At 59.6% G+C, this 23,708-nt stretch carries 21 protein-coding genes; 14 read left to right on the top strand and 7 right to left on the bottom strand.

All coding sequences use genetic code 11. The features are described 5' to 3' along the window. Positions 1-148 precede the first annotated feature (148 nt). Both QP995_RS01655 and QP995_RS01650 read left to right on the top strand, forming a co-directional pair. Positions 149-394: a hypothetical protein gene (locus QP995_RS01655; RefSeq protein ID WP_005510313.1), complete on the top strand. Its 246-nt coding sequence runs from the start codon at positions 149-151 to the stop codon at positions 392-394. Further along, complete coding sequence (locus QP995_RS01650; protein ID WP_080969602.1) at positions 395-787, top strand: RNA-binding S4 domain-containing protein; 393 nt, start codon at positions 395-397, stop codon at positions 785-787. Here QP995_RS01650 and QP995_RS01645 read toward each other — a convergent pair. From QP995_RS01645 to QP995_RS01635, 3 genes are all read right to left on the bottom strand, one after another. Then, positions 735-1,901: a GTP pyrophosphokinase gene (locus QP995_RS01645; RefSeq protein ID WP_070566032.1), complete on the bottom strand. Its 1,167-nt coding sequence runs from the start codon at positions 1,899-1,901 to the stop codon at positions 735-737. The genes QP995_RS01650 and QP995_RS01645 overlap by 53 nt on opposite strands. Next, a complete protein-coding gene (gene treY, locus QP995_RS01640) occupies positions 1,891-4,353 on the bottom strand; it encodes a malto-oligosyltrehalose synthase (RefSeq protein WP_048734725.1) in 2,463 nt (820 codons plus the stop codon). Before treY ends, QP995_RS01645 begins: the two co-directional genes overlap by 11 nt. A gap of 113 nt (positions 4,354-4,466) precedes the next feature. After that, a complete protein-coding gene (locus QP995_RS01635; RefSeq protein WP_284852850.1) occupies positions 4,467-6,110 on the bottom strand; it encodes an exonuclease domain-containing protein in 1,644 nt (547 codons plus the stop codon). 323 nt (positions 6,111-6,433) lie between these two features. On the opposite strand from QP995_RS01635, the gene QP995_RS01630 reads away from it, so the two are divergent. Further along, complete coding sequence (locus tag QP995_RS01630) at positions 6,434-6,676, top strand: HigA family addiction module antitoxin (protein ID WP_005510305.1); 243 nt, start codon at positions 6,434-6,436, stop codon at positions 6,674-6,676. 148 nt (positions 6,677-6,824) lie between these two features. Here QP995_RS01630 and glgX read toward each other — a convergent pair whose 3' ends face one another. Next, positions 6,825-8,966 carry a glycogen debranching protein GlgX gene (gene glgX, locus QP995_RS01625; RefSeq protein WP_070841043.1) on the bottom strand — a complete coding sequence of 714 codons (2,142 nt, stop codon included), beginning with the start codon at positions 8,964-8,966 and terminating at the stop codon, positions 6,825-6,827. Between the two features lie 274 nt (positions 8,967-9,240). Here glgX and QP995_RS01620 point away from each other — a divergent pair, with 274 nt between their 5' ends. From QP995_RS01620 to QP995_RS01600, 5 genes are all read left to right on the top strand, one after another. Next, a complete protein-coding gene (locus QP995_RS01620) occupies positions 9,241-10,737 on the top strand; it encodes a methylmalonyl-CoA carboxytransferase subunit 5S (protein WP_284852849.1) in 1,497 nt (498 codons plus the stop codon). Positions 10,738-10,760: 23 nt separating this feature from the next. Beyond that, the gene (locus QP995_RS01615; protein ID WP_284852848.1) at positions 10,761-12,374 is read left to right on the top strand and encodes an acyl-CoA carboxylase subunit beta; all 1,614 of its coding nucleotides are present in this window, start codon (positions 10,761-10,763) and stop codon (positions 12,372-12,374) included. Next, positions 12,374-12,679 carry a hypothetical protein gene (locus QP995_RS01610; protein ID WP_016422965.1) on the top strand — a complete coding sequence of 102 codons (306 nt, stop codon included), beginning with the start codon at positions 12,374-12,376 and terminating at the stop codon, positions 12,677-12,679. The genes QP995_RS01615 and QP995_RS01610 overlap by 1 nt, the downstream gene beginning before the upstream one ends. 71 nt (positions 12,680-12,750) lie before the next feature. Beyond that, positions 12,751-13,110, top strand: coding sequence for a biotin/lipoyl-containing protein (locus QP995_RS01605; protein ID WP_284852847.1), 360 nt, complete (start codon positions 12,751-12,753; stop codon positions 13,108-13,110). A gap of 89 nt (positions 13,111-13,199) precedes the next feature. Continuing rightward, entirely contained in the window at positions 13,200-14,564 is a 1,365-nt protein-coding gene (locus QP995_RS01600) for a Na+/H+ antiporter family protein (RefSeq protein WP_070862939.1), read from the top strand. A gap of 40 nt (positions 14,565-14,604) precedes the next feature. On the opposite strand, the gene QP995_RS01595 is transcribed toward QP995_RS01600, so the two are convergent. After that, the gene (locus QP995_RS01595; RefSeq protein ID WP_239271831.1) at positions 14,605-15,303 is read right to left on the bottom strand and encodes a TetR family transcriptional regulator; all 699 of its coding nucleotides are present in this window, start codon (positions 15,301-15,303) and stop codon (positions 14,605-14,607) included. Between the two features lie 161 nt (positions 15,304-15,464). Here QP995_RS01595 and bioB point away from each other — a divergent pair, with 161 nt between their 5' ends. The 6 genes from bioB to nadC all read left to right on the top strand — a co-directional run bounded on the left by bioB (position 15,465) and on the right by nadC (position 21,242). Beyond that, complete coding sequence (gene bioB, locus QP995_RS01590; RefSeq protein WP_049190419.1) at positions 15,465-16,472, top strand: biotin synthase BioB; 1,008 nt, start codon at positions 15,465-15,467, stop codon at positions 16,470-16,472. After that, a complete protein-coding gene (bsaP, locus tag QP995_RS01585) occupies positions 16,459-16,761 on the top strand; it encodes a biotin synthase auxiliary protein BsaP (protein ID WP_016422960.1) in 303 nt (100 codons plus the stop codon). Before bioB ends, bsaP begins: the two co-directional genes overlap by 14 nt. Before the next feature lie 75 nt (positions 16,762-16,836). Continuing rightward, positions 16,837-17,415, top strand: coding sequence for a hypothetical protein (locus QP995_RS01580; protein WP_049193981.1), 579 nt, complete (start codon positions 16,837-16,839; stop codon positions 17,413-17,415). A 292-nt stretch (positions 17,416-17,707) separates the two neighbouring features. Next, the gene (gene nadA / locus QP995_RS01575) at positions 17,708-18,784 is read left to right on the top strand and encodes a quinolinate synthase NadA (RefSeq protein WP_049193980.1); all 1,077 of its coding nucleotides are present in this window, start codon (positions 17,708-17,710) and stop codon (positions 18,782-18,784) included. 10 nt (positions 18,785-18,794) lie between these two features. Next, the gene (gene nadB, locus QP995_RS01570; protein WP_049170299.1) at positions 18,795-20,354 is read left to right on the top strand and encodes an L-aspartate oxidase; all 1,560 of its coding nucleotides are present in this window, start codon (positions 18,795-18,797) and stop codon (positions 20,352-20,354) included. A gap of 6 nt (positions 20,355-20,360) precedes the next feature. Continuing rightward, positions 20,361-21,242 (top strand): carboxylating nicotinate-nucleotide diphosphorylase, encoded by an 882-nt coding sequence (gene nadC, locus QP995_RS01565; RefSeq protein WP_016422956.1) that lies wholly within the window; start codon positions 20,361-20,363, stop codon positions 21,240-21,242. 35 nt (positions 21,243-21,277) lie between these two features. Here nadC and QP995_RS01560 read toward each other — a convergent pair whose 3' ends face one another. Both QP995_RS01560 and QP995_RS01555 read right to left on the bottom strand, forming a co-directional pair. Beyond that, the gene (locus tag QP995_RS01560) at positions 21,278-21,853 is read right to left on the bottom strand and encodes a hypothetical protein (protein WP_049170302.1); all 576 of its coding nucleotides are present in this window, start codon (positions 21,851-21,853) and stop codon (positions 21,278-21,280) included. A 50-nt stretch (positions 21,854-21,903) separates the two neighbouring features. Next, positions 21,904-23,694: a hypothetical protein gene (locus tag QP995_RS01555; protein ID WP_016422954.1), complete on the bottom strand. Its 1,791-nt coding sequence runs from the start codon at positions 23,692-23,694 to the stop codon at positions 21,904-21,906. Positions 23,695-23,708: the final 14 nt, after the last annotated feature.

Genomic DNA, 23,708 nt, shown 5'->3' with positions numbered 1-23,708 from the left:
CTAACACTAGCAATCAACCTACGCCATTGTGTTAATTACCTACCCAAATAGGAATATCTAGCAGGTTTGCTATAGCTGTAGAAATTTTTCCCGAATTGTACGCCCTATCGACCTATGCGATGCGTCAGGGCGACCAGAACGCTCTAATATGTACTCCATGAGCTATCTTCAGCCCCAACCTCAGAACCCCATTGAGCTCCGTAAGAACGCGGTGCGAAAGTACTCCCGCAATGCCGTTGTGTGGGCAGGCAGCGGTGTCGTCGGCGGTGCAGTGCTCGGACTTCTAGCCGGAAGCATGTCCCTATTCCTCATCCTGGCAGTAGTCGGCCTGGTCGGTGGTTTTCTCAATTGGCAAAAGGTTCAGCGGATTGTGAACTACAAGGATCCGCAGTAAATGCCTGCTCAGCAGCAATTGTCTACCGAACCAGTGCGTATCGATGCCTGGATTTGGGCGGTCAGGTTGCTGAAAACTCGCTCATTGGCCGCAGATGCGTGCCGTGGCGGCCACGTCAAAGTCAACGGCGAAGCCGTGAAACCCTCAGTTCTGGTCGTCCCCGGGGACAGAGTGCGACTGTGGGCAAACCACCGCGAACACATTGTTGAGGTCACCAAGACGGTGAAGAAGCGGGTCGGAGCTCCGGTGGCCAGGCAGTGCTATATCGACCACTCTCCGCCGCCGCCCCCGAGGGAGATTCTCGCATCGATGCCGACGCGCGACCGCGGTGCCGGGCGGCCTACGAAGCGCGATCGCCGTCAGCTCGATCGTCTTCGGGGACGTCGCTCATAGGCATCCCGGCCTCCGCTAGTTGCTGCAACCGTGCGCGCAAACGGGCTGGTCGACGCTTCGGGTTATGGCTGGTATCTGCAGTGGCCTTGATGTGCTTTTCACCGCGAGCCGCTAGTAGTAGGTCATCGATAACACGCACATGGCCTGGGTTAAAGCGGTACTTCATGGCCTTGCTTACCGCGCTGAGGCGCTGCGGATTAAGTAGCTCTCGCAGCTGCCCGACAGTGCGAATGCCATTGCGCTCCAGCAGTTCTTCTGCCCAGCCGTAATGTTCTGATTTCGATCGGGGCGCATCTGGAAGCAGCATCGTCAGCACGCCGGGTAGGGTTTCCTCAGTCACCACAATGTCATCGGCTGTGGTCTTTGCCGGAGCTGAGGGCTGTTTGCCCTCTCCCTGCGCGGAATCGTCCGGCGTGGATTCCTCCAGCACGGCAACGACTTGGTCGAACTGCTGATCCGCGAGCTCAATAAGGCCAGCGGCCAGCGCAAAAGCTCGATCAATCCGCGGGTCTGTCGCTCCCTCAGGGGCCTTATAGCGAATATCGTGCTCAAATTCCGCCCACGCATGCTGCAGCACAGTGCGCAGTTGCACCTCAAACTGCATATCCGCATATGGAGCTAGCTCTGACGGCGCCGCCGTCGACACCTTGCAGATCAAGTGCTGGGAGCCGTATCCCAACCGGCCGCTGATTCGTGTCTCCGCGGTTTTGTCAATCCTACGCAGCACAGTCAGCGAATCTCCCAGCGCATCCATGATCGCGGGAATCTCCGTCGAATGGTACGTGGTTACACGCACACCGATGATGTCGTGGATACCGTGCCACGGGTCAGGGTAGACGTAGTTGCCGTCCGCTTCACGACGCAGGGCCTTCTGCCGCAATGAGCGGAAAGACTTCACCCGCGCCGTGACATTGTCAAAGGCCAAACCGGCATCGGAGAGAATCTCTTTAATCGCATCGACAAAGTCCTGCGCGGCGGTGGGGTGCCGAGTTGCCCACGAGTCGTACTTCGACTGCAGTGCACGTGTAACCTCTCGATCCTCCGCCAACTGAGTCTTGCGGGTCTGGTCGCGGGAATCGTCGGGAAGCGAATCCTTCATTCGATTAGTCGTCATCGTCCTCGCGTACCAGCAGTGCTACTGGGAAGGAGCTGAACAGAGAAGCCACGGCGATGGTGCCGGACCAAGTATGGCCAGTGAAACGGTCGGTCCAGAATCCCTTGGGAAGTGTCACTGTAGTGTCGCCCCAACCGCCTTCGCGTTGCAGCCCCAGCGGACGGCGCGTCACCAGCGCGATAACATCTTCCGGCTCGCCCTTCGGTCCACGTGCTGCACCGACCAAATGACGCTCGCCGACACCCACGGCGAATACTGGCTGGTAGGCGCCGCCGACGAAGGACTCCGGGCGTTCCGCACGCAGCTTCACTCCGTGGTGAGTCACCATCAGCTTTGCGACGTCCGCATCGGCATCCGTAAAGTCCTCCGGCAGCTCAGCTGGGTGCTCTGGACTCTTAGTTACCGACGTGACCTCATCGCGAGCAACCTTATCCAGCGCCGCGACGCGCGCATCGTAGTCGACGAACCGGCGGTTGTCAGGATCAACCAGGGAGTCCTCTGTGAACTCCGTCCCCTGGTAGGTATCGGGGATGCCGGGGCCGACAAGCTGGAGGAGCTTGCGCGACAGTGACGTGGTCAGGGCAGCTGGCGCAATGGAGCGGACGAACTCTGTGATGGAGTCGGTCAGGGGGCCGTCGAGAAGCGCGTCAATCCAGCTGCGGATGCCGAGTTCGAACTCCTCGACCGGCTCCGTCCAGGAGGTGTGCACATCTGCCTCGCGGATGGCCTTAATGGCGTAGTCGTGGAGGCGTTCGCGCAGTTCATCGGTAATCACGCCGTCGGTCGGCCAGACTCCGATGATGTTCTGCAGCAGGAAGTAGCCGGTGGCATCGTCCGGGGCGGGGGTGATGGCCATCCAGTTGCGGACATTTTCAGCCCAGTCGCCGGAGACATCGGAGAGCTGGAGGATGCGGGCTCGGACATCTTCGCCGCGCTTGGTGTCGTGCGTGGACAGCGTGGTCATGGTTCGTGGCCAGAGGCGAGCACGTTCCGACTGCAACAGGTGGAACTCCGCCGCCGACATGCCGTAGCGACCCAAATCACCGCCGACTTCGTTCAGGCTGATCAGGCGGCAGGCGCGGTAGAAGGTCGTGTCTTCGACACCCTTTGCCATGACCGCACCACAGACCTGCGCGAACCGCGTGGCGGCCTCACCACCGGCTACCAAACCTGCCGAAATGAGGTCGAGAGCAAAGACACGCGAGGGGAAACGCGCTGCCATCTCACCAATGACCGTGGAAGCCACTCGCGACAGGGAGACATAGTCCGAACGGTAGACAGGCATGGCAGCGACCAGCTTGCAGATGGTGTCGATAAGTACCTCATCGCTGACGCTGGTACCGCTGATAGACCAGTTATCGCGGCGCAGGGCACGTGCTAGACGACGGACTTCTGCAGCCAACTCGTGAGCAGCGACATCGTGCTTGAGAGCCTGCGCAGTTGCCTGCACGGCAGTCTTGTCCCAGGTTGAACCGGACTGCTGCAGAGCCAACATGCTCATGGCGTCTCGGGAGTCGCGGTTGACGAAGACATTGTCGAACTCACGCAGGGCGTCGTAACCCGTGGTGCCGTCAACCTGGAGCCTCGGATCCAGTGGCTCTTCGGCACCCAGAATCTTCTCGATAACCAGCCACTTGTCATCGCCGAGTAGACGGCGCAGCTCGCTGAGGTATCCGAATGGGTTGCTGAGGCCATCTGGGTGGTCAATGCGGACACCGTCAATGATGTCCGCAGCTAGCAGCTCGCGGATGATGCGGTGTGTGTGCTCGAATACCACCGGGTTTTCCTGGCGGATGCCGGCCAGACCGTTGACGCTGAAGAATCGACGGTAGCCAATGACCCCGTCCTTCCAGTACATCAGGCGATAGGCCTGGCGATCATGTACTTCCTGCGGGGTGCCGTCCTCGGTGCCGGGGCGCACCGGGAATGCATTGTCGTAGTAACGCAGAAGTGGCTCGTCACCAGACGTGTCGAGCTCCAGCTTGTCGATATCCTCCGGGGAGCCCAGAATCGGCAACCCCATCTTGCCGTTGGCACCGTTGTCCTCGTGCCAGTCGATGTCGAAGTATGGCTCGAACTGAGAATCCTTGCCATAGGTCAGAACGTCCCACCACCAGGCATTGAGCTTGGGCTCCTCAACACCGAGGTGGTTCGGTACCAGGTCGATAATGATGCCCAGACCGGCCTTGTGCGCCACCTGCGCGAGCTTCTGCAGCTCTTCCATGCCGCCGAGCTCCGGGTTCACCGTCGTCGGATCGATGACATCGTAGCCATGGTTAGACTCCGGTACGGCGGTGAGGATAGGCGACAGATACAGGTGTGAAATTCCGAGGTCTGCCAAGTAGCCGACCTGTTCAGCCGCGTCAGCGAACGTGAAAGCGCGCCCGTTTGGGTCGGCCTTGGGGCCACGGAGTTGGAGACGGTAGGTGGACGTAATTGGTCGGCGACTCATGTTCCCCTTTATACCGCCCACCAGGAAAAGCTGCTGCCTGACCGCTGTGGCAGCAGCTAGCCCCAGAGTCTGCGCCTGCCGTCCGAATGCGAATTTCTTCTCGTGAACGTGGCCTAGAAGGGTGGCATTCCGTCATCGCCGGGCAGGGAAGTAGAACCGAACAACGGAACCGACTCACTGGAGTTGTTTCCGGCGCTGGCGCTAGGTGTCCCTTCCGCAGTGTCTCCTGCTTCGGACGCGCCATCCTCTTCCGGATTCAGCCCGAGTGCGGTGAAGAGCTCCTTCTCAGTCCAAATCTGGATTTCCTGGCCTTCGGCCTGCAGCTGTCGAGCCCTCTTCTCCTTCGACGTCACCGAATCCCACGGACCGGCGACCAAAATTGTCGTCTTCTTCGTGACACCCTTATTGATATTCGCACCTGCAAAGGCGATCTTATCCCACAGAAAGCCCTTGTCATACGGGGCAAAATCGCCGGTCAGCGTCACCCGCTGCTGGTACAGCAGGCCGCTTGGATCCGCGTCCGGATTCGGGTCTGGAACGGTGTCCGGTGTCTTGGCCGCATCCCACTTCGCATTGCGACGCGGCCGACGTGACGGCGCGGAACTGCCGGACTGCGCACCAGCACCAGTACCAGTTCCCGCGTTGGTCCCGGCTCCAGTGCTGGCGACACCAGACGGGTCATAGCGCACCATCCGCACTCGTCCACTGCCAATCTGGCCCAAGCTCAGCGAGACCTTCTTGCTCAAATCAGCCACCGATGTCGCGTGCTGCTGCTCCATCAACCACAGCGCTACCTCAGCACATGCGACCGCATCCGCCGTCGCATCATGATGATTCTCCAGCGACGCTCCAGCGGCCTCCGCCAACGTCGGCAGCTTCAAGTTGGGCAGCCCCAACTGCATCTGCCGAGCCCACATATAAGTACACGCAAAATTCAACTTTGGTGCCGCGACGCCCTCAGCCCGGCACGCCCGCGACAGGGCTGTGAAATCAAACCGCGCATTGTGAGCAACTACGTCCAAATCCCCGACGATGTCAACAAACTTCGCCAGCTGCTCCGGAAATGACGGCTCACCGGCCACATCTGCTGCCGTGATGCCATGAATCGCGACATTGGCTTCATCAAAATACTCCAACCCCTTTGGCGGACGGCACATCCAGGAATAACGCTCCGTCACCTTCCCGCCACGCACGACCGCAACGCCAAGCTGAATAATCGAGCCGGTGTCTTCGTTCGCTGTCTCTACATCGAACGCGGCAAACGGTGCGATGTCCGACATCGCAACCTCATCCCCCGAAGGAAGCGGCGCAAAAGGCACAGAGTGCTTTACGACGTCGCCCGCGCCCTCAACCACACTCACGCCTTCGGTGACCGCCGCGCGCTGTGCCACCCACGGCATCAACGTGGAAGTAAAAGCATCTGCTGAGCTGTAGAACTCCGGATTCTTGGCCATCTCCGCCATGAGGTCTGCCAGCAACTGCGCCGCTGCCTGGCGATGAGACATCACACGGGCCTTGGGCAAAGTTACTCCGAGGTCTACCGTGCCGGGGAAGAAGCGGTTGGCCGGAGTGTAGACACCGTTTTTACTTGCCGATGCGACCTCGGCAACGTCGGCAAGCGGGAGGGGCTTCGCGGGGGCGGTGCTAGCCGTGTTGATGGTGTGGGTAAGGCGGAGCCCATCTGCGGTAATAGTCACCGTGTCGCCGGTGAGCTCGAAGACGACGGCGGGCTCGGAGGATGGCGTGGTCGTAGTCATGCACTAGATGGTAGCGCCGATGGCGGATTGAGCCCCATAGAGGCTGCGGTACCTGCGGTTCTAGCCGAGTACATGTGGCTTCCGACAATGTGGAAATGTCCACAGAAATAGGAATATTTATGGAGTGTTCGGACAGTGGGGGTGTCTGTACCCCTGAAAACCACATGTTTTGGGAGGTTAAATGTCCGGATGCATTTTGAGCGGGCGCTCCTTATACTTTTCGACGAACGGCGGTAACTGGTCGTTCGAGCTTTCGAGCTCAAGCGAAGGGCAAAGCGGAAACAACGTATGCCAGTGAAGCGATGAAATAAGGAGTAAACATTTTGAGCACGCATCCTGTGCACCCTGGTTCTATCTTGAACGATAATTTCCTCGAGCCGCGACACCTCTCTATCTACCGACTGGCTCTTGCCATCGGCGTGCCAAGCTCAACTCTGGAGCGCTTTCGCACCGGCCGCACTGCGGTCACTACTGACCTCGCAAATCGACTGTCCGACTACTTTGACACCGAGCCGGAGTACTGGTTGAACTCTCAGGCGGAGTTTAATATGCGCGCATCTGCGTAAGAAGACTTCACGCCAGCTCGGCTCCCGCGGTGCTGTGTTGACCCAAACCCTGTTTTGAGTTGAACTCAGAGCCGAAAATCCCCTGTCAGTGGAAGAAAAGTCTTCCGCCGACAGGGGATTTTTTGTGTAGGACCCAACGCGGACGCGGCTAGTGTCGCTCGATCAGCACGATGGTAGAACGGGCTGGCACGCGGAGCTCGCCTTCTGGCTCAACGATGCGCTCGCGGGTCGGTCGACCCGTAATCTCTGTGGTGTCGATGATGACTTCCCAGCTGTGTGCGTATTCGGTGCCCGGAATTTGGAACATGATGTCCTCGTGGTGGGCGTTGAAGCACAGGAGGAAGGAGTCATCTTCAATCCGGTGACCTCGGCGATCAGGTTCAGTGATGGCATCGCCGTTGAGCCAGACCATCAACGACTTGCCGAAGTCGAAGTTCCAGTCATCGGTAGTCATGACACGACCCTCATAGGTCAGCCAGGCAATGTCACGATCATCGGTTTCCGCACCGAGCGGGCCACCGCGCAGGAAGCGGCGGCGCCGGAAGACTGGGTGTTCTGCACGCAGTTCAGTCAGGAACTGGGTGTATTCGACCAGTTCAGAGTTAGTACGAGTCTGATTCCAGTCCACCCATGACAAACGGTTGTCCTGACAGTAGACGTTGTTGTTGCCCTTCTGGCCACGTCCCATTTCGTCGCCATGGCTAATCATCGGAGTGCCCTGGGACAGTAGGAGAGTGGTCAGGAAGTTACGATGCTGACGGGAGCGCAGAGAAAGAACGCGCTCGTCGTCGGTCGGGCCTTCCACGCCGCAGTTCCACGAACGGTTGTGGGACTCGCCGTCGCGGTTGTCCTCGCCGTTGGCCATATTCTGCTTCTCGTTGTAGCTGACCAAGTCGTTGAGAGTGAAACCATCGTGCGCGGTCACGAAGTTAATCGACGCAGTTGGGCGGCGGTCATTGTTTGCATACAGGTCCGAGGAACCGGTGATACGCGAAGCGAACTCGCCGAGCGTGGATGGCTCACCGCGCCAGAAGTCACGGATAGTGTCGCGGTATTTACCGTTCCATTCAGTCCACTGCGGTGGGAAGTTACCGACCTGGTAGCCGCCTTCGCCGACATCCCACGGCTCTGCGATGAGCTTGACCTGGCTGACAATCGGATCCTGCTGCACCAAGTCAAAGAAGGCGGAGAGGCGATCCACATCGTGGAATTCTCGAGCCAGGGTGGAGGCCAAATCGAAGCGGAAGCCGTCGACATGCATCTCGGAGACCCAGTAGCGCAGCGAATCCATAATCAGCTGCAGGGAGTGCGGGTGGCGCACGTTCAGGGAGTTACCGGTGCCGGTGTAGTCCATGTAGTGCTGTCGGTCACCTTCGACCAAACGGTAGTAGGCCTCGTTGTCGATGCCTCGGAAGCAGATGGTTGGGCCCATGTGGTTGCCCTCAGCGGTGTGGTTGTAGACCACGTCGAGGATAACCTCAATCCCCGCATCGTGAAATGCGCGCACCATGCCCTTGAACTCGCTGACTGCGCCGCCTGGCTTTTGGGAAGCCGAGTAGTCCTGGTGTGGCGCCAGGAAGCCGAAGGTGTTGTAGCCCCAGTAGTTGCGCAGCCCCTTTTCGCGCAGGTGGTCGTCCTGGAGGAACTGGTGGACAGGCATCAGTTCGATAGCCGTGGCACCAAGGTCCTTGAGGTAGTCAATAATCGCCGGATGAGCGAGACCGGCATAGGTACCGCGTAGCTCCTCCGGAATATCCGGGTGAGTCATGGTCATGCCCTTGACGTGGGCCTCGTAAATCACGGTCTCGTTGTACGGCGTGCGAGGTGCGCGGTCAGCGCCCCAGTCGAAGAATGGGTTGATGACCACGGAGGTCATGGTGTGCCCCAGGCTGTCCTCGGTGTTGCGCTTCGAGTGGTCATGAATGTCATAGTTGAACAGTGATGGGTGACCGTCGAATTCGCCGTCGAAAGCCTTGGCGTATGGGTCGACCAGCAGCTTGTTGGGGTCACAACGCTTACCGTTTGCCGGATCGAATGGGCCGTGTACACGGTAGGCGTAGCGCTGGCCCGGCATGATGGACGGGATGTAGCAGTGCCAGATATGCGCGTCGACTTCTTCCAGCGCAATGCGTGTTTCTTCGCCTTCGGCGCTAATCAGACAAAGCTCCACCTTTTCCGCGACATCGGAAAAGAGCGCAAAGTTGGTGCCAGCGCCGTCGTAGGTAGATCCGAGCGGGTAAGGCTCACCCGGCCATACTTGATAATCGCCGACTGTATTTGCTTGGTTCATGTGACTACCTTAACCGCTTTGTAAAAAACATGAGCCATTTTCAGTCCCGTGTGGGCGCGCAAACCGTCCTATTCGTCGAGCGCACTTCGCAAAAACGACCCCCAGACAAAAAGTCGAGTTGAACGGTTAAGCGCGTAAAGTTCGCGCGAAAATAAGTATTTAACCCTGCAAGTGGGCAATTTGACACTCTAAACGCACCTTGGTGGGCGCCGAATCCCCAATATTCGCGGTCACCAACGCGCGAAGATTCCCAAAGGCCTTTACTTTTGGAGTTATGAGTCCACGAACCATTGGTGTAACGGAAGTAGCGTTCCGAGACGCTCATCAGAGCCTCATGGCAACGCGAATGGCTATGGAAGACATGGTCGATGTCTGTGAAGAAATGGACAAGGCCGGTTTTTGGAGTGTGGAGTGCTGGGGTGGCGCAACCTTCGACGCTTGCATTCGCTTCCTCAACGAAGACCCCTGGGAGCGACTGCGGACATTCCGCAAACTGATGCCGAACAGCCGCCTGCAGATGCTGCTGCGCGGTCAGAATCTCCTCGGCTACCGCCACTACGAGGACATGGTGGTTGACAAGTTTGTCGAAAAGTCCGCTGAAAACGGCATGGACGTATTCCGTGTTTTCGACGCCCTCAACGATCCACGCAATCTCGAGCACGCCATGCGCGCGGTCAAGAACGTCGACAAGCACGCGCAGGGCACGATCTGCTACACGACGTCTCCGCTTCACGACGTCGACGGGTACGTTAAGCTCGCTGGTCGTCTACTGGATATGGGGGCGGACTCCATTGCGTTGAAGGACATGGCAGCGCTGCTGAAACCCCAGCCGGCTTACGACATCATCCGCGGCATCAAGGAAACTTACGGCGAGGACACCCAGATTAACGTCCACTGTCACTCGACCACCGGTGTCACCATGGTGACTTTGATGAAGGCCATCGAAGCTGGTGCGGATGTCGTGGACACAGCAATTTCGTCGATGTCGCTGGGGCCGGGACACAACCCGACCGAGTCGCTGGTGGAAATGTTGGAGGGAACCGACTACACCACCGACCTGAACATGGATAATCTGATCACCATTCGTGACCACTTCCGCAAGGTGCGTCCGAAGTACGCAGAGTTCGAGTCGAAAACCCTGGTCAATACCGACATTTTCATGTCGCAGATTCCTGGCGGCATGTTGTCGAACATGGAAAACCAGCTCAAGGCCCAGGGCGCGGGCGACCGCGTCGAAGAGGTCATGCGTGAAGTGCCGATTGTCCGAAAGGACGCCGGTTACCCGCCGCTGGTGACTCCGAGCTCGCAGATCGTCGGCACGCAAGCTGTGTTTAACGTGCTGATGGGACGCTACAAGGTTATGACGGCTGAGTTCGCCGACCTCATGCTCGGCTATTACGGGCAGTGCCCGGGTGAGCGCAACCCAGAGCTGATCAAGCAGGCAGCGGAGCAGACCAAGAAGGAAGAAATCACGGTTCGTCCGGCTGATCTCCTCGAGCCAGAGTGGGACGACCTGGTCGAGCAGGCCAGGGAACTCGACGGTTACAACGGCACCGCCGAAGACGTCCTGACCAACGCACTGTTCCCATCTGTCGCACCGGGATTCTTCACCGCGCGCGGCGAAGGGCCGAAGAACGTCGGCAAGACCGCCGAGCAGCTCAACCGCGAGGCAGAGCAGGCCTCTGGTGCAGCCAATGCCATTCGCGAGCCAATTCGCTACAAGGTCACCGTTGGCGGTCGTTCGCAGACCGTCCAGGTGGAACCCGCCTAGGAACATCGGGAGAAGAGATAGCAATGTCGCAAAGTTCAGCAAACCAGCCGAATTCGGCGGATGCCGTCGCGCCGGGCGTCGATGCCTCGATGGCGGAGCGCCTGGATTATTTGGATGCTCAGCGTCGCCGTGTTGAGGCCGGTGGCGGTGAAGCCCGCCAGGCCAAGCAGCACGAACGTGGGAAGATGACTGCCCGCGAGCGTATCGACAACTTCGTCGACGAGGGCACTTTCCGTGAAACCGGGATGTTCATGACTCACCGCACCACCGACTTCGGCATGGATACTGCCGAAGCGCCTGCCGACGGCGTGGTCACCGGCACTGCCGCGGTTCTCGGCCGGGCAGTGCACGTGGCCTCCCAGGACTTCACGGTCATGGGTGGCTCCGCTGGTGAAACGCAGTCCCGCAAGGTTGCGGCCACCATGCGCGCTGCTGCCGACAACGGCACTCCGTTCGTGTTTATCAACGACTCCGGTGGTGCTCGCATTCAAGAGGGGATTGACTCTCTGTCGGGCTACGGCCAGGTCTTCTACAACAATGTCTGGCTTTCCGGTCTGGTGCCGCAGATTTCCATCATTGCAGGTCCATGTGCTGGTGGCGCTGCCTACTCGCCAGCGCTGACCGACTTCATCATTCAGACTCGCAAGGCACAGATGTTCATCACCGGCCCGGGCGTTATTAAGTCGGTGACCGGCGAGGAAGTTACCTCCGAGCAGCTCGGTGGCGCTGATGCGCACATGGCCAAGGCCGGCAATATTGACTTCGTTGCCGACGATGACGAGCAGGCCATCCTGATTGCGCAGAAGCTCTTAAGCTTCCTGCCACAGAACAACACGGAAGAGCCGCCAATCGTGGATCCGGTATTCGACGCCGAGCCGGATCCAGAGCTCCGCGACATCGTTCCCGTCGATGGCAAGAAGGGCTACGACGTCCGCGAGGTCATCATCCGTATCGCCGACAATGGCGACTTCCTCGAGTGCCAGGCGGGTTTTGCCACCAACCTGGTTGTCGGCTTTGGTCGAGTTTTGGGCCGTACCGTGGGCTTTGTCGCCAACCAACCGAACGTGATGTCCGGTGTGCTGGACATCAATTCCTCGGACAAGGGCGCAAAGTTCATCCGCTTCTGCAATGCCTTTAACATCCCGCTGGTCACCCTGGTTGACGTTCCTGGCTTCATGCCGGGCGTCACCCAGGAGCATGGCGGCATCATCCGCCACGGCGCAAAGATGCTCTACGCATACTCCGCAGCGTCTGTGCCCAAGGTGACCGTCGTCATGCGTAAGGCCTACGGCGGTGCGTACCTGGCGATGTGCTCGAAGGACCTCGGTGCGGATTACGTATTCGCATGGCCGACCGCGGAAATTGCGGTGATGGGCGCAGAGGGCGCGGTCAACGTGGTCTTCCGAAAGGAAATTGCCGCCGCGGGCGACGAGGAAGAGCAGGCGCGCGTGCGCGACGAGCGTATCGCCGAATACAAGACACGCTTCTCGACGCCGTATGTCGCCGCCTCGCGAGGACTGGTCGACGACGTGATTGACCCGGCCGAAACCCGCCTGCGCGTGGCTGACGCACTGTCGGTTCTGCGTAACAAGCGCGAGGTTCGCCCGGCCAAGAAGCACGGATTGGGGCCGCAGTAATGTCTGACGGCATCGGTGAGATTAAGGAGCTGCGAGCGCTCGTCGCTGAACTGACCGACCGGTTGGATGCGACCTCGACAAGCTTGCAGAAGGCCACGGCACGCCTGAATCAGGCAGAAAGCGAGTTGGCTGAACTGCGCAAACGCGTGGACGCAGATATCCCCGAGGATACTGTCATCGCCATTTCGGCAGCGGTGTCTGCGTACCTGGGCAATCGCGGCAAGGTGAAGGCAATTCGATACAACCGCCATAAGACGTGGGCTGCGCAGGGACGCCAGATCCAGCAGCAGCGCAACCTGCGTTAGTTGGAAATTTTCGATAACCGACTTATTTGAGTCTGACTCATTGACTTTTGCTACGTGAGGATTGTTGAGCCATGAAATTGAAAGTGACTGTCGGCGGCATTGCCTACGATGTCGACGTTGAAGTAGTTGAGGAGCCCAAGCGTCTTTCGCCCATCGTGTTGGGTGGATCGTCGAGCGCTTCCGTTGAGCCGGCCACCGCTAGTGTCTCGGGTGTCTCCGCCAATTCGGTGGTGGCGCCACTGGCAGGTTCGGTCAGCAAGGTTTTGGTCGAGGAAGGCCAGAAGATTGAGGCTGGGGAGGTGCTGCTCATTCTCGAGGCAATGAAGATGGAAACCGAGATTACGGCCCCGGCTGCAGGCACCGTCGGCTCTATTCAAGTTGAAGTCGGCGACGCAGTGCAGGGTGGCCAGGGACTCGTCTCGATTGATTAGCCGCATTAGCCGGGGTGTAGAGATTTTGGGGTGAAATCTTTCTAACCCCGGTTGCTGGAAATACTTAAGGTTGCCTTAATATTTTCCTTATGAATGCCGTTCTTCTCGCCGTTTTGGTGATGCTAATCCTGGCGGTCTGCCGGGTACACGTTGTGCTAGCGCTGTTTATTGGCGCCTTGGTCGGTGGTCTTTCCGCCGGTATGGGGCTCGATGCCACAATGGTTGCCTTCCAGGAAGGCCTCTCTGGTGGTGCGAAGATTGCCCTGAGCTATGCCATGCTGGGTGCCTTTGCCATGGCAGTGGCATCCTCCGGGCTGCCCAAACTGCTGGCCGATTGGCTGATTGCCAAGATCGGCACGGAGGATGAAGGCGCTAAATCTAAGGCAGAGGCATGGACCAAGTGGGGTATGGTCGCCGGCATTTTGGCCATGGCGATCATGTCGCAGAACCTCATCCCAGTTCACATTGCGTTTATCCCGCTGATTATTCCGCCGCTGTTGCCGGTATTTAACCGCCTCAACATCGACCGCCGAATGATTACCAGTGTGATGACCTTCGGTTTGGTCACCACCTACATGTGGGTTCCGGTCGGATTCGGTTCTATCTTCCTGAACGACATTCTGCTGGGCAACATCGAAAACGCTGGTCTTGATGTTTCCAATATCAACATCATGATGACCATGGGCATTCCGGCTCTCGGTATGTTGGCCGGTCTGGCCATTGCCGTATTTTTCTCCTACCGGAAGCCACGGCATTACGAAGATCGGCCGATTGCCCAGTCCTCACACGCAGAAACCCAGTCTGACGAACCGGTGTCGAAGTACCGAGTTATCGTTGCTCTCGTTGCAATTGTGGTGACCTTCGTCGTCCAGATTGTGATGAATTCTATGGAGACCGATGCCGATCCATTGCTGATTGGTGCACTCACTGGTCTGGCAATCTTCATGCTCACCGGTGCCGTGCGCTGGCGTGAGGCGGACGACGTGTTCACCGCCGGTATGAAGATGATGGCCCTGATTGGTTTCATCATGATTTCCGCACAGGGCTTCGCCTCGGTGATGTCGGAGTCCGGCCAGGTCGAGCCACTGGTGACCGCTACTGCAGAGCTGTTTGCGGGCAACAAGCCTGCCGCTGCATTCGCCATGCTGGTCGTTGGTCTGGTGGTCACGATGGGTATTGGTTCGTCCTTCTCGACGCTGCCGATTATCGCCATCATCTATGTGCCGTTGTGTGTATCGCTGGGCTTCTCGCCGATGGCTACCGTCGCCATCATTGGTACTGCAGGTGCTCTGGGCGATGCTGGTTCGCCGGCATCGGACTCGACGCTCGGCCCGACGATGGGTCTCAATGCCGACGGGCAGCACGACCACATTCGCGATTCGGTTATTCCGACCTTCCTGCACTTCAACCTGCCGCTGCTGGCAGCTGGTTGGGTAGCAGCTCTGGTGCTCTAGCGCCGCGGCTTGACCGTGAGTGTGATTGCTCCAGCGGGGCTTAATGACCTGCGATTCCCTTAGTCCCCGCAACCCCCGCAATTCCGGCGATAAAGAGCTCGGTTCCCAGTGCAATGCGCTGGCGGCCGAGCTCTTTTGCCTGTGCAGCAGTATCTTCAGAGGAAGTCTCGACCTCAAGATCCTTATCATCGGCGTTCTCGCCACTGGTGTCGCCCTTGTTGGAAACGCCCTTGGCGCCGTTCAGGTCAAGCGCGATGGCTGTCTGCTGGTCGACTGTCGCACCGAGAATGAAGTACACGAGGACAGACGCGGTATCAGCCGCTGAGGGGGTGTTAATGGAGGTTTCGGGTGCATTCTCCAGGGCGTCGGCAAGCAGTTGTTCGGGGCGAATCGTGGCGGTGCCCGTAGCGAGTGCGGCCGAGACGACCTCGGCGCCATCCCGATGAGCGGTGAGGCAGGAGTAGAGCAGCTCGGCGACGGCTTCGATGTCGGCACGCCAATCGCCGGTGGCGGAAAACTCTGTGCAGGGAGCCAAGATGCGGTCAGCGACGGCACCCAGCAGTGCCTGCTTGGAAGGGTAGTGCCAGTACATTGCGCCAGCGGCGGTACCCAAGTGGCGAGTCAGGCGGCGGATCGTGAGATCGCCGAGTCCGTACTCGTTGAGAATGGTAAGAGCTGCGTCGACAATGATGTCCTTGGTCAATTGCACACTGCCTACCGTAGACGAAAGAAGAATCATCTGGAAGATGCCTTAAGGCTGAGATGCGGAGCGTAAATCCGCGACACGACGGGAATTGAACCCTGTTCGACATTCTGTAGCTGCGGTATTAAGTTTGATAACTGAACAACTTCTGAAACGGTGTTCAAGTTTTATCCCCAGCCTCAAGGAGCGTCACCCCCATGACTCAACAGCAGCAGGACATTTTGGAACTCGCCCGAGAAAAGGTGCTCGGCCGCGGTGAGGGGCTGAACTATGAGGAGACCCTGGCAGTTCTCAATCTCGATGACGACAGCATCGAGGATCTGCTGGCGCTGGCTCACGAGGTGCGCTTGAAGTGGTGCGGCGAAGAGGTCGAGGTTGAAGGCATTATCTCGCTGAAGACTGGCGGCTGCCCAGAGGACTGCCACTTCTGTTCGCAGTCGGGTCTGTTCGAGTCCCCGGTGCGTTCGGCATGGCTGGATATCCCGGCGCTGGTGGACGCCGCTAAGCAGACCGCAAAGTCGGGTGCGACTGAGTTCTGCATCGTTGCTGCAGTAAAGGGGCCGGACGAGCGACTGCTCAGCCAGATGGAACAGGCCGTCGCCGCCATTCAGGCAGAGGTGGACATTAATGTGGCCGCCTCTATGGGCATTCTGACGCAGGAGCAGGTGGATCGCCTGGCCAAGGCTGGTATTCACCGCTACAACCACAACCTCGAGACCGCCAAGAGCTACTTCCCGCAGGTCGTGACCACCCACACTTGGGAAGAGCGCCATGACACCCTGCGCATGGTCGGCGAAGCCGGTATGGAGGTCTGCTGTGGCGGCATCCTGGGTATGGGAGAGACCCTTGAGCAGCGTGCCGAGTTCGCTCAGGACCTGGCAGCCCTCAACCCGACCGAGGTGCCGATGAACTTCCTCGACCCGCGCCCGGGCACTCCGTTCGCCGGTCGCGAGCCGATGCCAGCCAAGGACGCACTGCGTGCCATCGGTGCCTTCCGTCTGGCACTGCCGAAGACCATCCTGCGTTTTGCTGGCGGTCGTGAGCTCACCCTGGGCGACCTGGGCGCAGAAAAGGGGCTGCTCGGCGGTATCAACGCTGTCATTGTCGGTAATTACCTGACCACTCTGGGCCGTCCGGCGGAGCAGGATCTAGACATGCTTGGCAAGGTACGACTCCCAATTAAGGCTCTCAATGCAACTGTCTAAGCCTCGGACATCTAGCCCGCGCTCGCCGCGGAGTAAGAAAGTCGACTCCACAGAGCTGCTCCAGGCCATGGTGCTGGGAGATGAGCCCAAGTTCGATCCTTTTACCGGCGCCGACCTCGAAGCTGGTGAAGTGCGCGAACGCTCCTATGGTGCAAAAGCTGGACTGGAGGCGCCTCGGTTCTGCCAGCTCTGTGGGCGCCGGATGGTGGTGCAGGTGCGTCCGGACGGCTGGACTGCAAAGTGCTCGCGCCACGGCGAAGTGGACTCCGTTATGTTGGAGCAGCGATAAAAGGCGCTGGTTGTGCTAGTGCGCCATTCGGGCACGCTAGTACTGGATGTGCGCCGTGAGGTAAGTTAGTCAACTATGACTATGAAAAATACCCGAGTCCCACACGTTGAAAAGCAGAGCGTGGCAATGGCCTCGGGTATTGTTCTCTTTTCCGTTGTAACGGGAACGATAGCCGGAGTGGCCTGGGCATTCTTACGCCCCAAGCAGCAAGTGCAAATGCTCCCGGATAACCAACTAGCGATTATTCAGGAAACCGTTGACGCTGGTTTTATTGGGCTGCTCTGGTTTGTTGCTGTCACTGCCATCAGCGGCCTGGTGCTGGGAATTACTACCTTCCGAAACCGTGCCATCACGACGCCTGTGCAGATGCTCACAGCAATTGGCTGGGCAGGTTTCTCCGCGTTGATGAGCGCAGCAGTGACGTACCTCGTCGGTCAGTCGGTTGCGGCATTGCTCCAGCCGGATCTGGCGGGCATGCAGCCGGGCGATAAGTTCTCGGTGATTCCAGACTTCAAAACCTATGTAGCACTGCTCGTCGCGCCACTGGTTGCCATGCTCGCACTGTGGTCCCGGGTGTTGTTCCAAACGGACTTCACGGAAGGTAACGAGAGCGCTGCGGACAATGTTGCGGACGCAGATTCGGTCACTAAGTGAGGCAGTGAGGTTCTGCGCGGGGGCCGTCGTAAAGCACTATTTCCTACTGAACAGGGGTAGTTATTGGGAAATAGGCTTATACAAGCCTTACAATTTTGGGAAATAGGTTCGTCTTCGATGTCAGTATTCGCCCCGATTTAGGGGCTTTTTCGATATTGTGTGGCGAGCTTAGGTCTCTTGCACTTGCCCGTTTGAGTCCGCTGCGAATGCCTCCGGGGACCGTTGCCGGTAACGGTGACGGCGTTTTTTCCGGTCGTAGCCACAGCCCATTGAAGTAAGGACGTAGTTTTCCGTGAATACCAGCCTTGCGGCCAATGCTTCCAGCCTGCCGCGCCTTGAATCGGATCTGTACGAATCGGTAGTCGATAAAGATGGCCGCTACGGTGGCGTAATTGCAGATGAGCGCTGGGCCCAGGAGATTAGGCGCCTCGCCCGCGAACGCAATGCCGTAATTCTTGCGCACAACTACCAGCTGCCGGAGATTCAGGATATTGCCGATTACACCGGCGACTCCCTCGGACTTTCCCGCATCGCTGCGGAAACCGATGCTGACGTCATCGTCTTCTGTGGTGTCCACTTCATGGCGGAAACCGCCAAAATTCTGAGCCCAGAGAAGACCGTCCTCATCCCGGATGAGCGCGCCGGCTGCTCCCTGGCGGACTCCATCACTGCAGACGAACTGGCCGAGTGGAAGGCTGAGAATCCCGGCGCACTGGTGGTCAGCTACGTCAACACCACGGCAGACGTAAAGGCTCTGACCGACATCTGCTGTACTTCCTCCAACGCCGTCGACGTGGTCAAGTCCATCCCGGAAGACCAGGAGATCCTGTTCAACCCGGATCAGTTCCTCGGCGCACACGTCCGCCGTGAGACCGGCCGCGACAACATCAAGGTATGGGCTGGTGAGTGCCACGTCCACGCCAACATCAATGGTGAGGAACTCGCGCACCGCGCGGAGGAGAACGCCGATTCGCAGCTGTTCATTCACCCGGAGTGCGGTTGCGCGAACTCTGCGATTTACCTCGCAGGTGAAGGCACCATCGAGCCCGAGCGCGTGCAGATGCTCTCCACCGGCGAGATGCTGACCGAGGCGCAGAAGCTGAAGGAGAACAAGCCCAACGGCAAGGTGCTCGTGGCCACTGAGGTGGGCATGCTCCACCAGCTGCGCAAGGCCGCACCGGATGTCGACTTTGAGCCGGTCAACGACCGCGCTTCCTGCTCGTACATGAAGCTCATCACTCCGGCGGCTCTGCTGCGCTGCCTCGTTGAGGGCACTGATGAAGTCGATGTCGAGCCGGATGTCGCCGACAAGGCGCGCGCTTCTGTCGAGCGCATGATCGCCATCGGTAACCCAGGCGGAGGCGAGTAACACGTTTGGTCTGCGCCCATCATTCGACAGTTGGACACTGACGTGTGACTTCCTCGTCATCGGCGGGGGAGTCGCAGGGCTCAGTGCTGCGCGTCGGGCCCTTGAGCTCGGCCTCGACGTGCTGGTTATCGACAGCGTCGAGTGGCGCGTCGGTGCCCGCAAACAGCTACGTTTCGCCGATGCGGCCACGAATCTCGCACAGGGCGGGCTCGCGGTCGTCGGGCTTGACGACGACCCCAGCGGCCATGTGGCCAATGGGTTCGATGACACCACTGATTCCCACATCGCGGATACTCTCGATGCCGGTGCCGGCCACTGCGATGAAGGGGCCGTGGCTTCTATCATCCGTGCTGGCGCTGCGGCGACCGAGTGGCTGATAGGGCTAGGCGCTACATTCGACCCGGCGCGGGATAACCCGGCCGTATATTCCCGCACCAAAGAGGGCGGACACCACGCGCGGCGCATCATTCATGCCGGCGGTGACGCCACTGGTGCTGAAATCGAGCGCGCCCTAGAAGCCTCAGTTACCGGCGTGCGAGTACTACAAAACGCCACAGCGCGCCAGCTCATCGTTGGCAAAGACGGCCGCGTGCTGGGGGCGCTGGTAGCGGATCCCCGTGGGGGTGGAGCTATTCGAGCAGGCGCCACTCTGCTGGCTACCGGCGGCGTGGGCCATATTTACCGCGCGACCACGGCCCCCTCGGGTGCCCGCGGTGAGGCTATCGGCATGGCCTCCGATGCTGGCGCGGAGATTCGGGACATGGAGTTTATCCAGTTTCACCCGACGGTGCTCTATGACGAGCGCTCGGCATCAGATGGCACCGGCCGACGCCATCTCATCAGCGAGGCTGTCCGTGGTGAAGGAGCCATTCTCGTCGACTCCCGGGGCAACAGTGTGACCGCCGGCGTTGACCCTCGCGGGGACCTGGCTCCGCGCGATATCGTCTCGCGCGCCATCGCGACTCGCATGCGCGAGCTCGGCGAGGACCACGTCTTCCTCGACGCACGTCACATCGACAACTTCGCCGCCCGCTTTCCGACGATCACAGCGGGCCTGACCGCAGCGGAGATTGATCCGACCAAGGACCTCATTCCCGTGGCCCCGGCGGTCCACTACACCTGTGGTGGTATTGCCGTCGACCCATTCGGTGCAACTAGTGTGCCGGGCCTCTATGCGGCCGGCGAATGCTCCGCAACAGGGCTCCACGGTGCCAACAGGTTGGCCTCCAATTCGTTGCTGGAGGGCCTGGTCGTCGGCAAGCGGGTGGTCGAAAAAGTCGCTGAAACACACGCTGTGCCGGTCGGGGACGAGGAATTCGCAGCGGCCGTTGAAAGCCTGCCTCAGCCACGGTCAGAACTGGAACCACGGCAGCTTTTCCGGTTGCAGACGGCGATGCAGGAAGGCGCTGGTGTAACGCGTAATGAGCAGAGCTTGCGGCAGGCGTTGGCGGTTATCGATCGGCTCCCGCAATCGGTTCAGGTCGTGGCCGCAAGGAAAGTCGTCGAAGCAGCATTGGCACGACCATATACTTTGGGGTGCCACACTTGGTTTGAAAAGGATGGGGATTAGCTAACCATGACTCTTGAGAAGGACACTCTGCGCGGGGTGCTGAACGAAAACATCACCCGTGGCCTCATTCGGACGGCACTACAGGAAGACATGAGCTTCGGGCCGGATGTGACCTCGCTGTCGACAGTCTCGGCATCTGCGCAGGCACTCGCCCGCCTGGTGGCCCGGCAAGAGGGCGTTATCGCGGCAATCGATGCGGTGGAGTGGACGCTGCAGGAGGTCATCTCGGGTGAGTTCACCGTCGAAAAGCACGTTGAAGATGGCACCCTGGTGCGTCCTGGCACAGTGCTGGCAACGATTTCTGCGCCGACTCGGGGGTTGCTGACTGCTGAGCGGACAATGCTGAATATCCTCACGCACGCCAGTGGTGTAGCTACTGCGACGCGCCAGTGGGCTGACGCGATTATCGGCACCGGTGCGCGGGTGCGCGATTCCCGAAAGACGCTGCCGGGGCTGCGCAACCTGGAAAAGTATGCTGTGACCTGCGGCGGCGGAATTAACCACCGCTACGCTTTGGGCGATGAAGCACTGATTAAGGACAATCACGTGGTGGCTGTCGGTTCCGTGTCCGGTGCGTTGAAGAGGGTGCGGGATCAGTACCCGGAGCTGCCGTGTGAGGTGGAAGTCGATACCCTCGCACAGCTCGATGAAATCCTGCCGATGAAGCCGGACATCGTCATGCTGGACAACTTCGAGGTCTGGGAGACCCAGATTGCGGTGCAGCGCCGCTCGCAGATTTCTCCGGCCACGCAGCTTGAGTCCTCTGGTGGACTGACCATCGATGTGGCTCGTGAGTACGCGTCCTGTGGTGTCGATTACCTGGCTGTGGGCGCGCTAACCCACTCGGCCAAGGTGTTCGATGTCGGACTCGACTTCGACGAGCAGTAGCTGAATCAGCCCCCGGTATCGCTTCGCAGCTTCGCCTACAGGCGACGGGCGATTTCTGCGCCAATCTCGCTTAGTGCCGACCCCCAGCGTTCCCGCGATTGCTCATCACAGGTTTCCTGTGCGCGGTAAAGCGCCTTCTCCGCAGCAGCGACATCGCCCAAATGCAGGTGGCACTGTGCAATTTGTGCAAGCAGAGGCACGGCCTGGATATTGAGCTTGTCGGACTGGAAAAGTCCCGCCGCCAACTCCAGGTGATCAATGGCGCGCCCTTGATGTCCTCGACGAATCTCTGCTTGGCCGTTCAAGGTGTGCCACATCGCCCAGCGCAGGTGGCGCGGTGGGGTGTCCGCAGTCGGCTCGAAGCCGTCTTTCTCCAGGTTATCCAGCAAATCCAACCAGTCCGCGGCCTTGTCCATCAGCTTCGGTGCAGAGCCACGGATGGGGCGCCCTAGACTGTCGGTCTGCGGGGCATCAGCCTTGTCGCCGAGCTCCTCGAACCCCTGCATCAGAGTTAGGGCTGCTTCCCAGAGGTTGTTTTCCTCAGCCAATGCCGTGGCGGCGTCGAAAAGCTGCTGCGGGCTAGAAGTCGCGGAATCACCAGAAGTAGTCATGACCTAACACTCTACTTTGTGCCACCGCCAGCACTGAAGTGGGCGGGGCGCTAGTATTCGTCGTCAAGCGACTGAATGATGATGACGTCAAGGGCATCGAGAACAGGATGGCCTTCCCACACGTCGCGGGGCAGAAGCTCTTCGACGCGCCGGGCGTAGGCGGCGGCACCGTCGGAATCACCCGCGTCGAGACGGTATCGAACCCCCGCCAGCAGCGCGCGGGCGGCTTCCTCGCCATCGCCGGACTGCAGGTAGCCCTTCGCGGCGGCTTCCACATGGTTGATGGCCAAAGTGTCGCGGCCAGCGGAGTAGAAGACGTAGGCGGCATCGTCGTGCCAGTCGGCGAGTGACCAGTCGTCGGAGATGAGCTTCTGAGAACGCAGCAGAAGGTCCTCAGCCTCGTTGAGCGTGTGGTCAATGACGGCGGAAGCGTCCTCGGAGACGATCTCGGCGGTGAATTCGGAGCCCTCTTCGGAAATGACCAGGTCAATGACATGAATGATGGAACGTGCAGCCTGGCGGTAGGCCTTGGCAGCGCCCTTGGTATCGCCGTTGCGTTCAAGGTGCTCGCCGTGTTCGATGAGCAGCTTTGCCGCCTGGCGGGGATTATTGCCGAGACCCGCGGCTGCGGAGGCAATAGAAAAAGCCGCGTCGGTGCGTTCTTCATCGGCGGTAAACGCTGACCAGTGCGCAACTGGTTCGGCAAAGCGCAGCGCCTCGTCAACCTCGTCGGCGTCGAGGAGACTGCGGGCCAGAACGAGCTGGATATCCATGGTGATGGGGTTGACCGGAATGCCTTCGGCGCTGGCGAGCGCGCGGCGGGCAATTGCGGCGGATTCCGCGAAATCGCCGTGGGCGTTGAGAAGCGCACAGAGCAGACGCACGCTGCGAAGCACCGCGACCGTGAGTCCTGCATCGAGACCAGCCTGCACGATTGGGCGTAGCTGGCGGATTGCCTCCGCTTCCTCACCAGCTTCCAGAGAGAGGAAAGCCAGGAATTGGCGAGCTTCAATCGTCGTGGTGACGGGTTCCGACTGAGGGGCTGCCGCGACGCTGGCTGCGATGCGGGCGGCCCTGCGCAGCTCACCACGGCTGTGCGCGAGCTGCGCCTCCAATAGCTTGCGGTCATCAAAACTGCTTCGCTTTGGTGCCCAGCGTGCGGACCATTCAGAGAGTTGACCGGCGATTTCCGCCCGGCGCGCCAGCGATGCTGCGGCGCCGGCAACAGCCGCGCTGACCAGGTAGTAATAGGCCTCCCCGGGCTGTGGAGTGGTGGCGACGATGTCCTTAGTAAGCCTGATCAGCTCGGGGATTTCGGAGTCCTCGGGGCGCCGGCCGGTGATGGCATCACCTGGGTTGGCGTCGATGAAGGCCTCTGCCTCGGCGAATGCTCCGTAGGAGCGTGCGTGCAAGATCGCGGGGCGGATGTTGGCCTCAGTTGCCCAGCGCAGCCACTCGGCGCGTGCAGCAGCGGCTTCTTCTACTAATTCCAGTTGGTCGGCGACTGCGTGCCTGAGTGCGTGGAATTCGCCAACGACATCGGGGGAGTTGGTAGGCGCGTCGGCTAACCAGTGCGTGTGGGCGAACTTGGTGACAGCGCGCCAACTGGTGACGTGGTCGAGCGTGGCACCGGCCCTGCGGGAAATAACCAGCAGCTCCGGAAGTGAGTCCGGTAATGCCTTTAGCGGATTGGGCAGGGGAGGAAAGTCCAGGGGTTCGGACGAGTTCTCCGTTGCTGATGCGTTTTCTGAATTCCCTGACGCGTAGTCGGCCGCGATGCCGGTATCCCAATCGCCAACTTGAATTCCAGACTCAGAGTTTTCTTCTTCCCACCAGACCATTGGACTATCTTCGC

Source organism: Corynebacterium sp. MSK032, from assembly GCF_030232065.1.
In the GTDB taxonomy this organism is placed as follows: Bacteria; Actinomycetota; Actinomycetes; order Mycobacteriales; family Mycobacteriaceae; genus Corynebacterium; species Corynebacterium jeikeium_D.
Note: the sequence above shows the minus strand (reverse complement) of the source record. Positions and strands in the feature narration are given on the sequence as shown.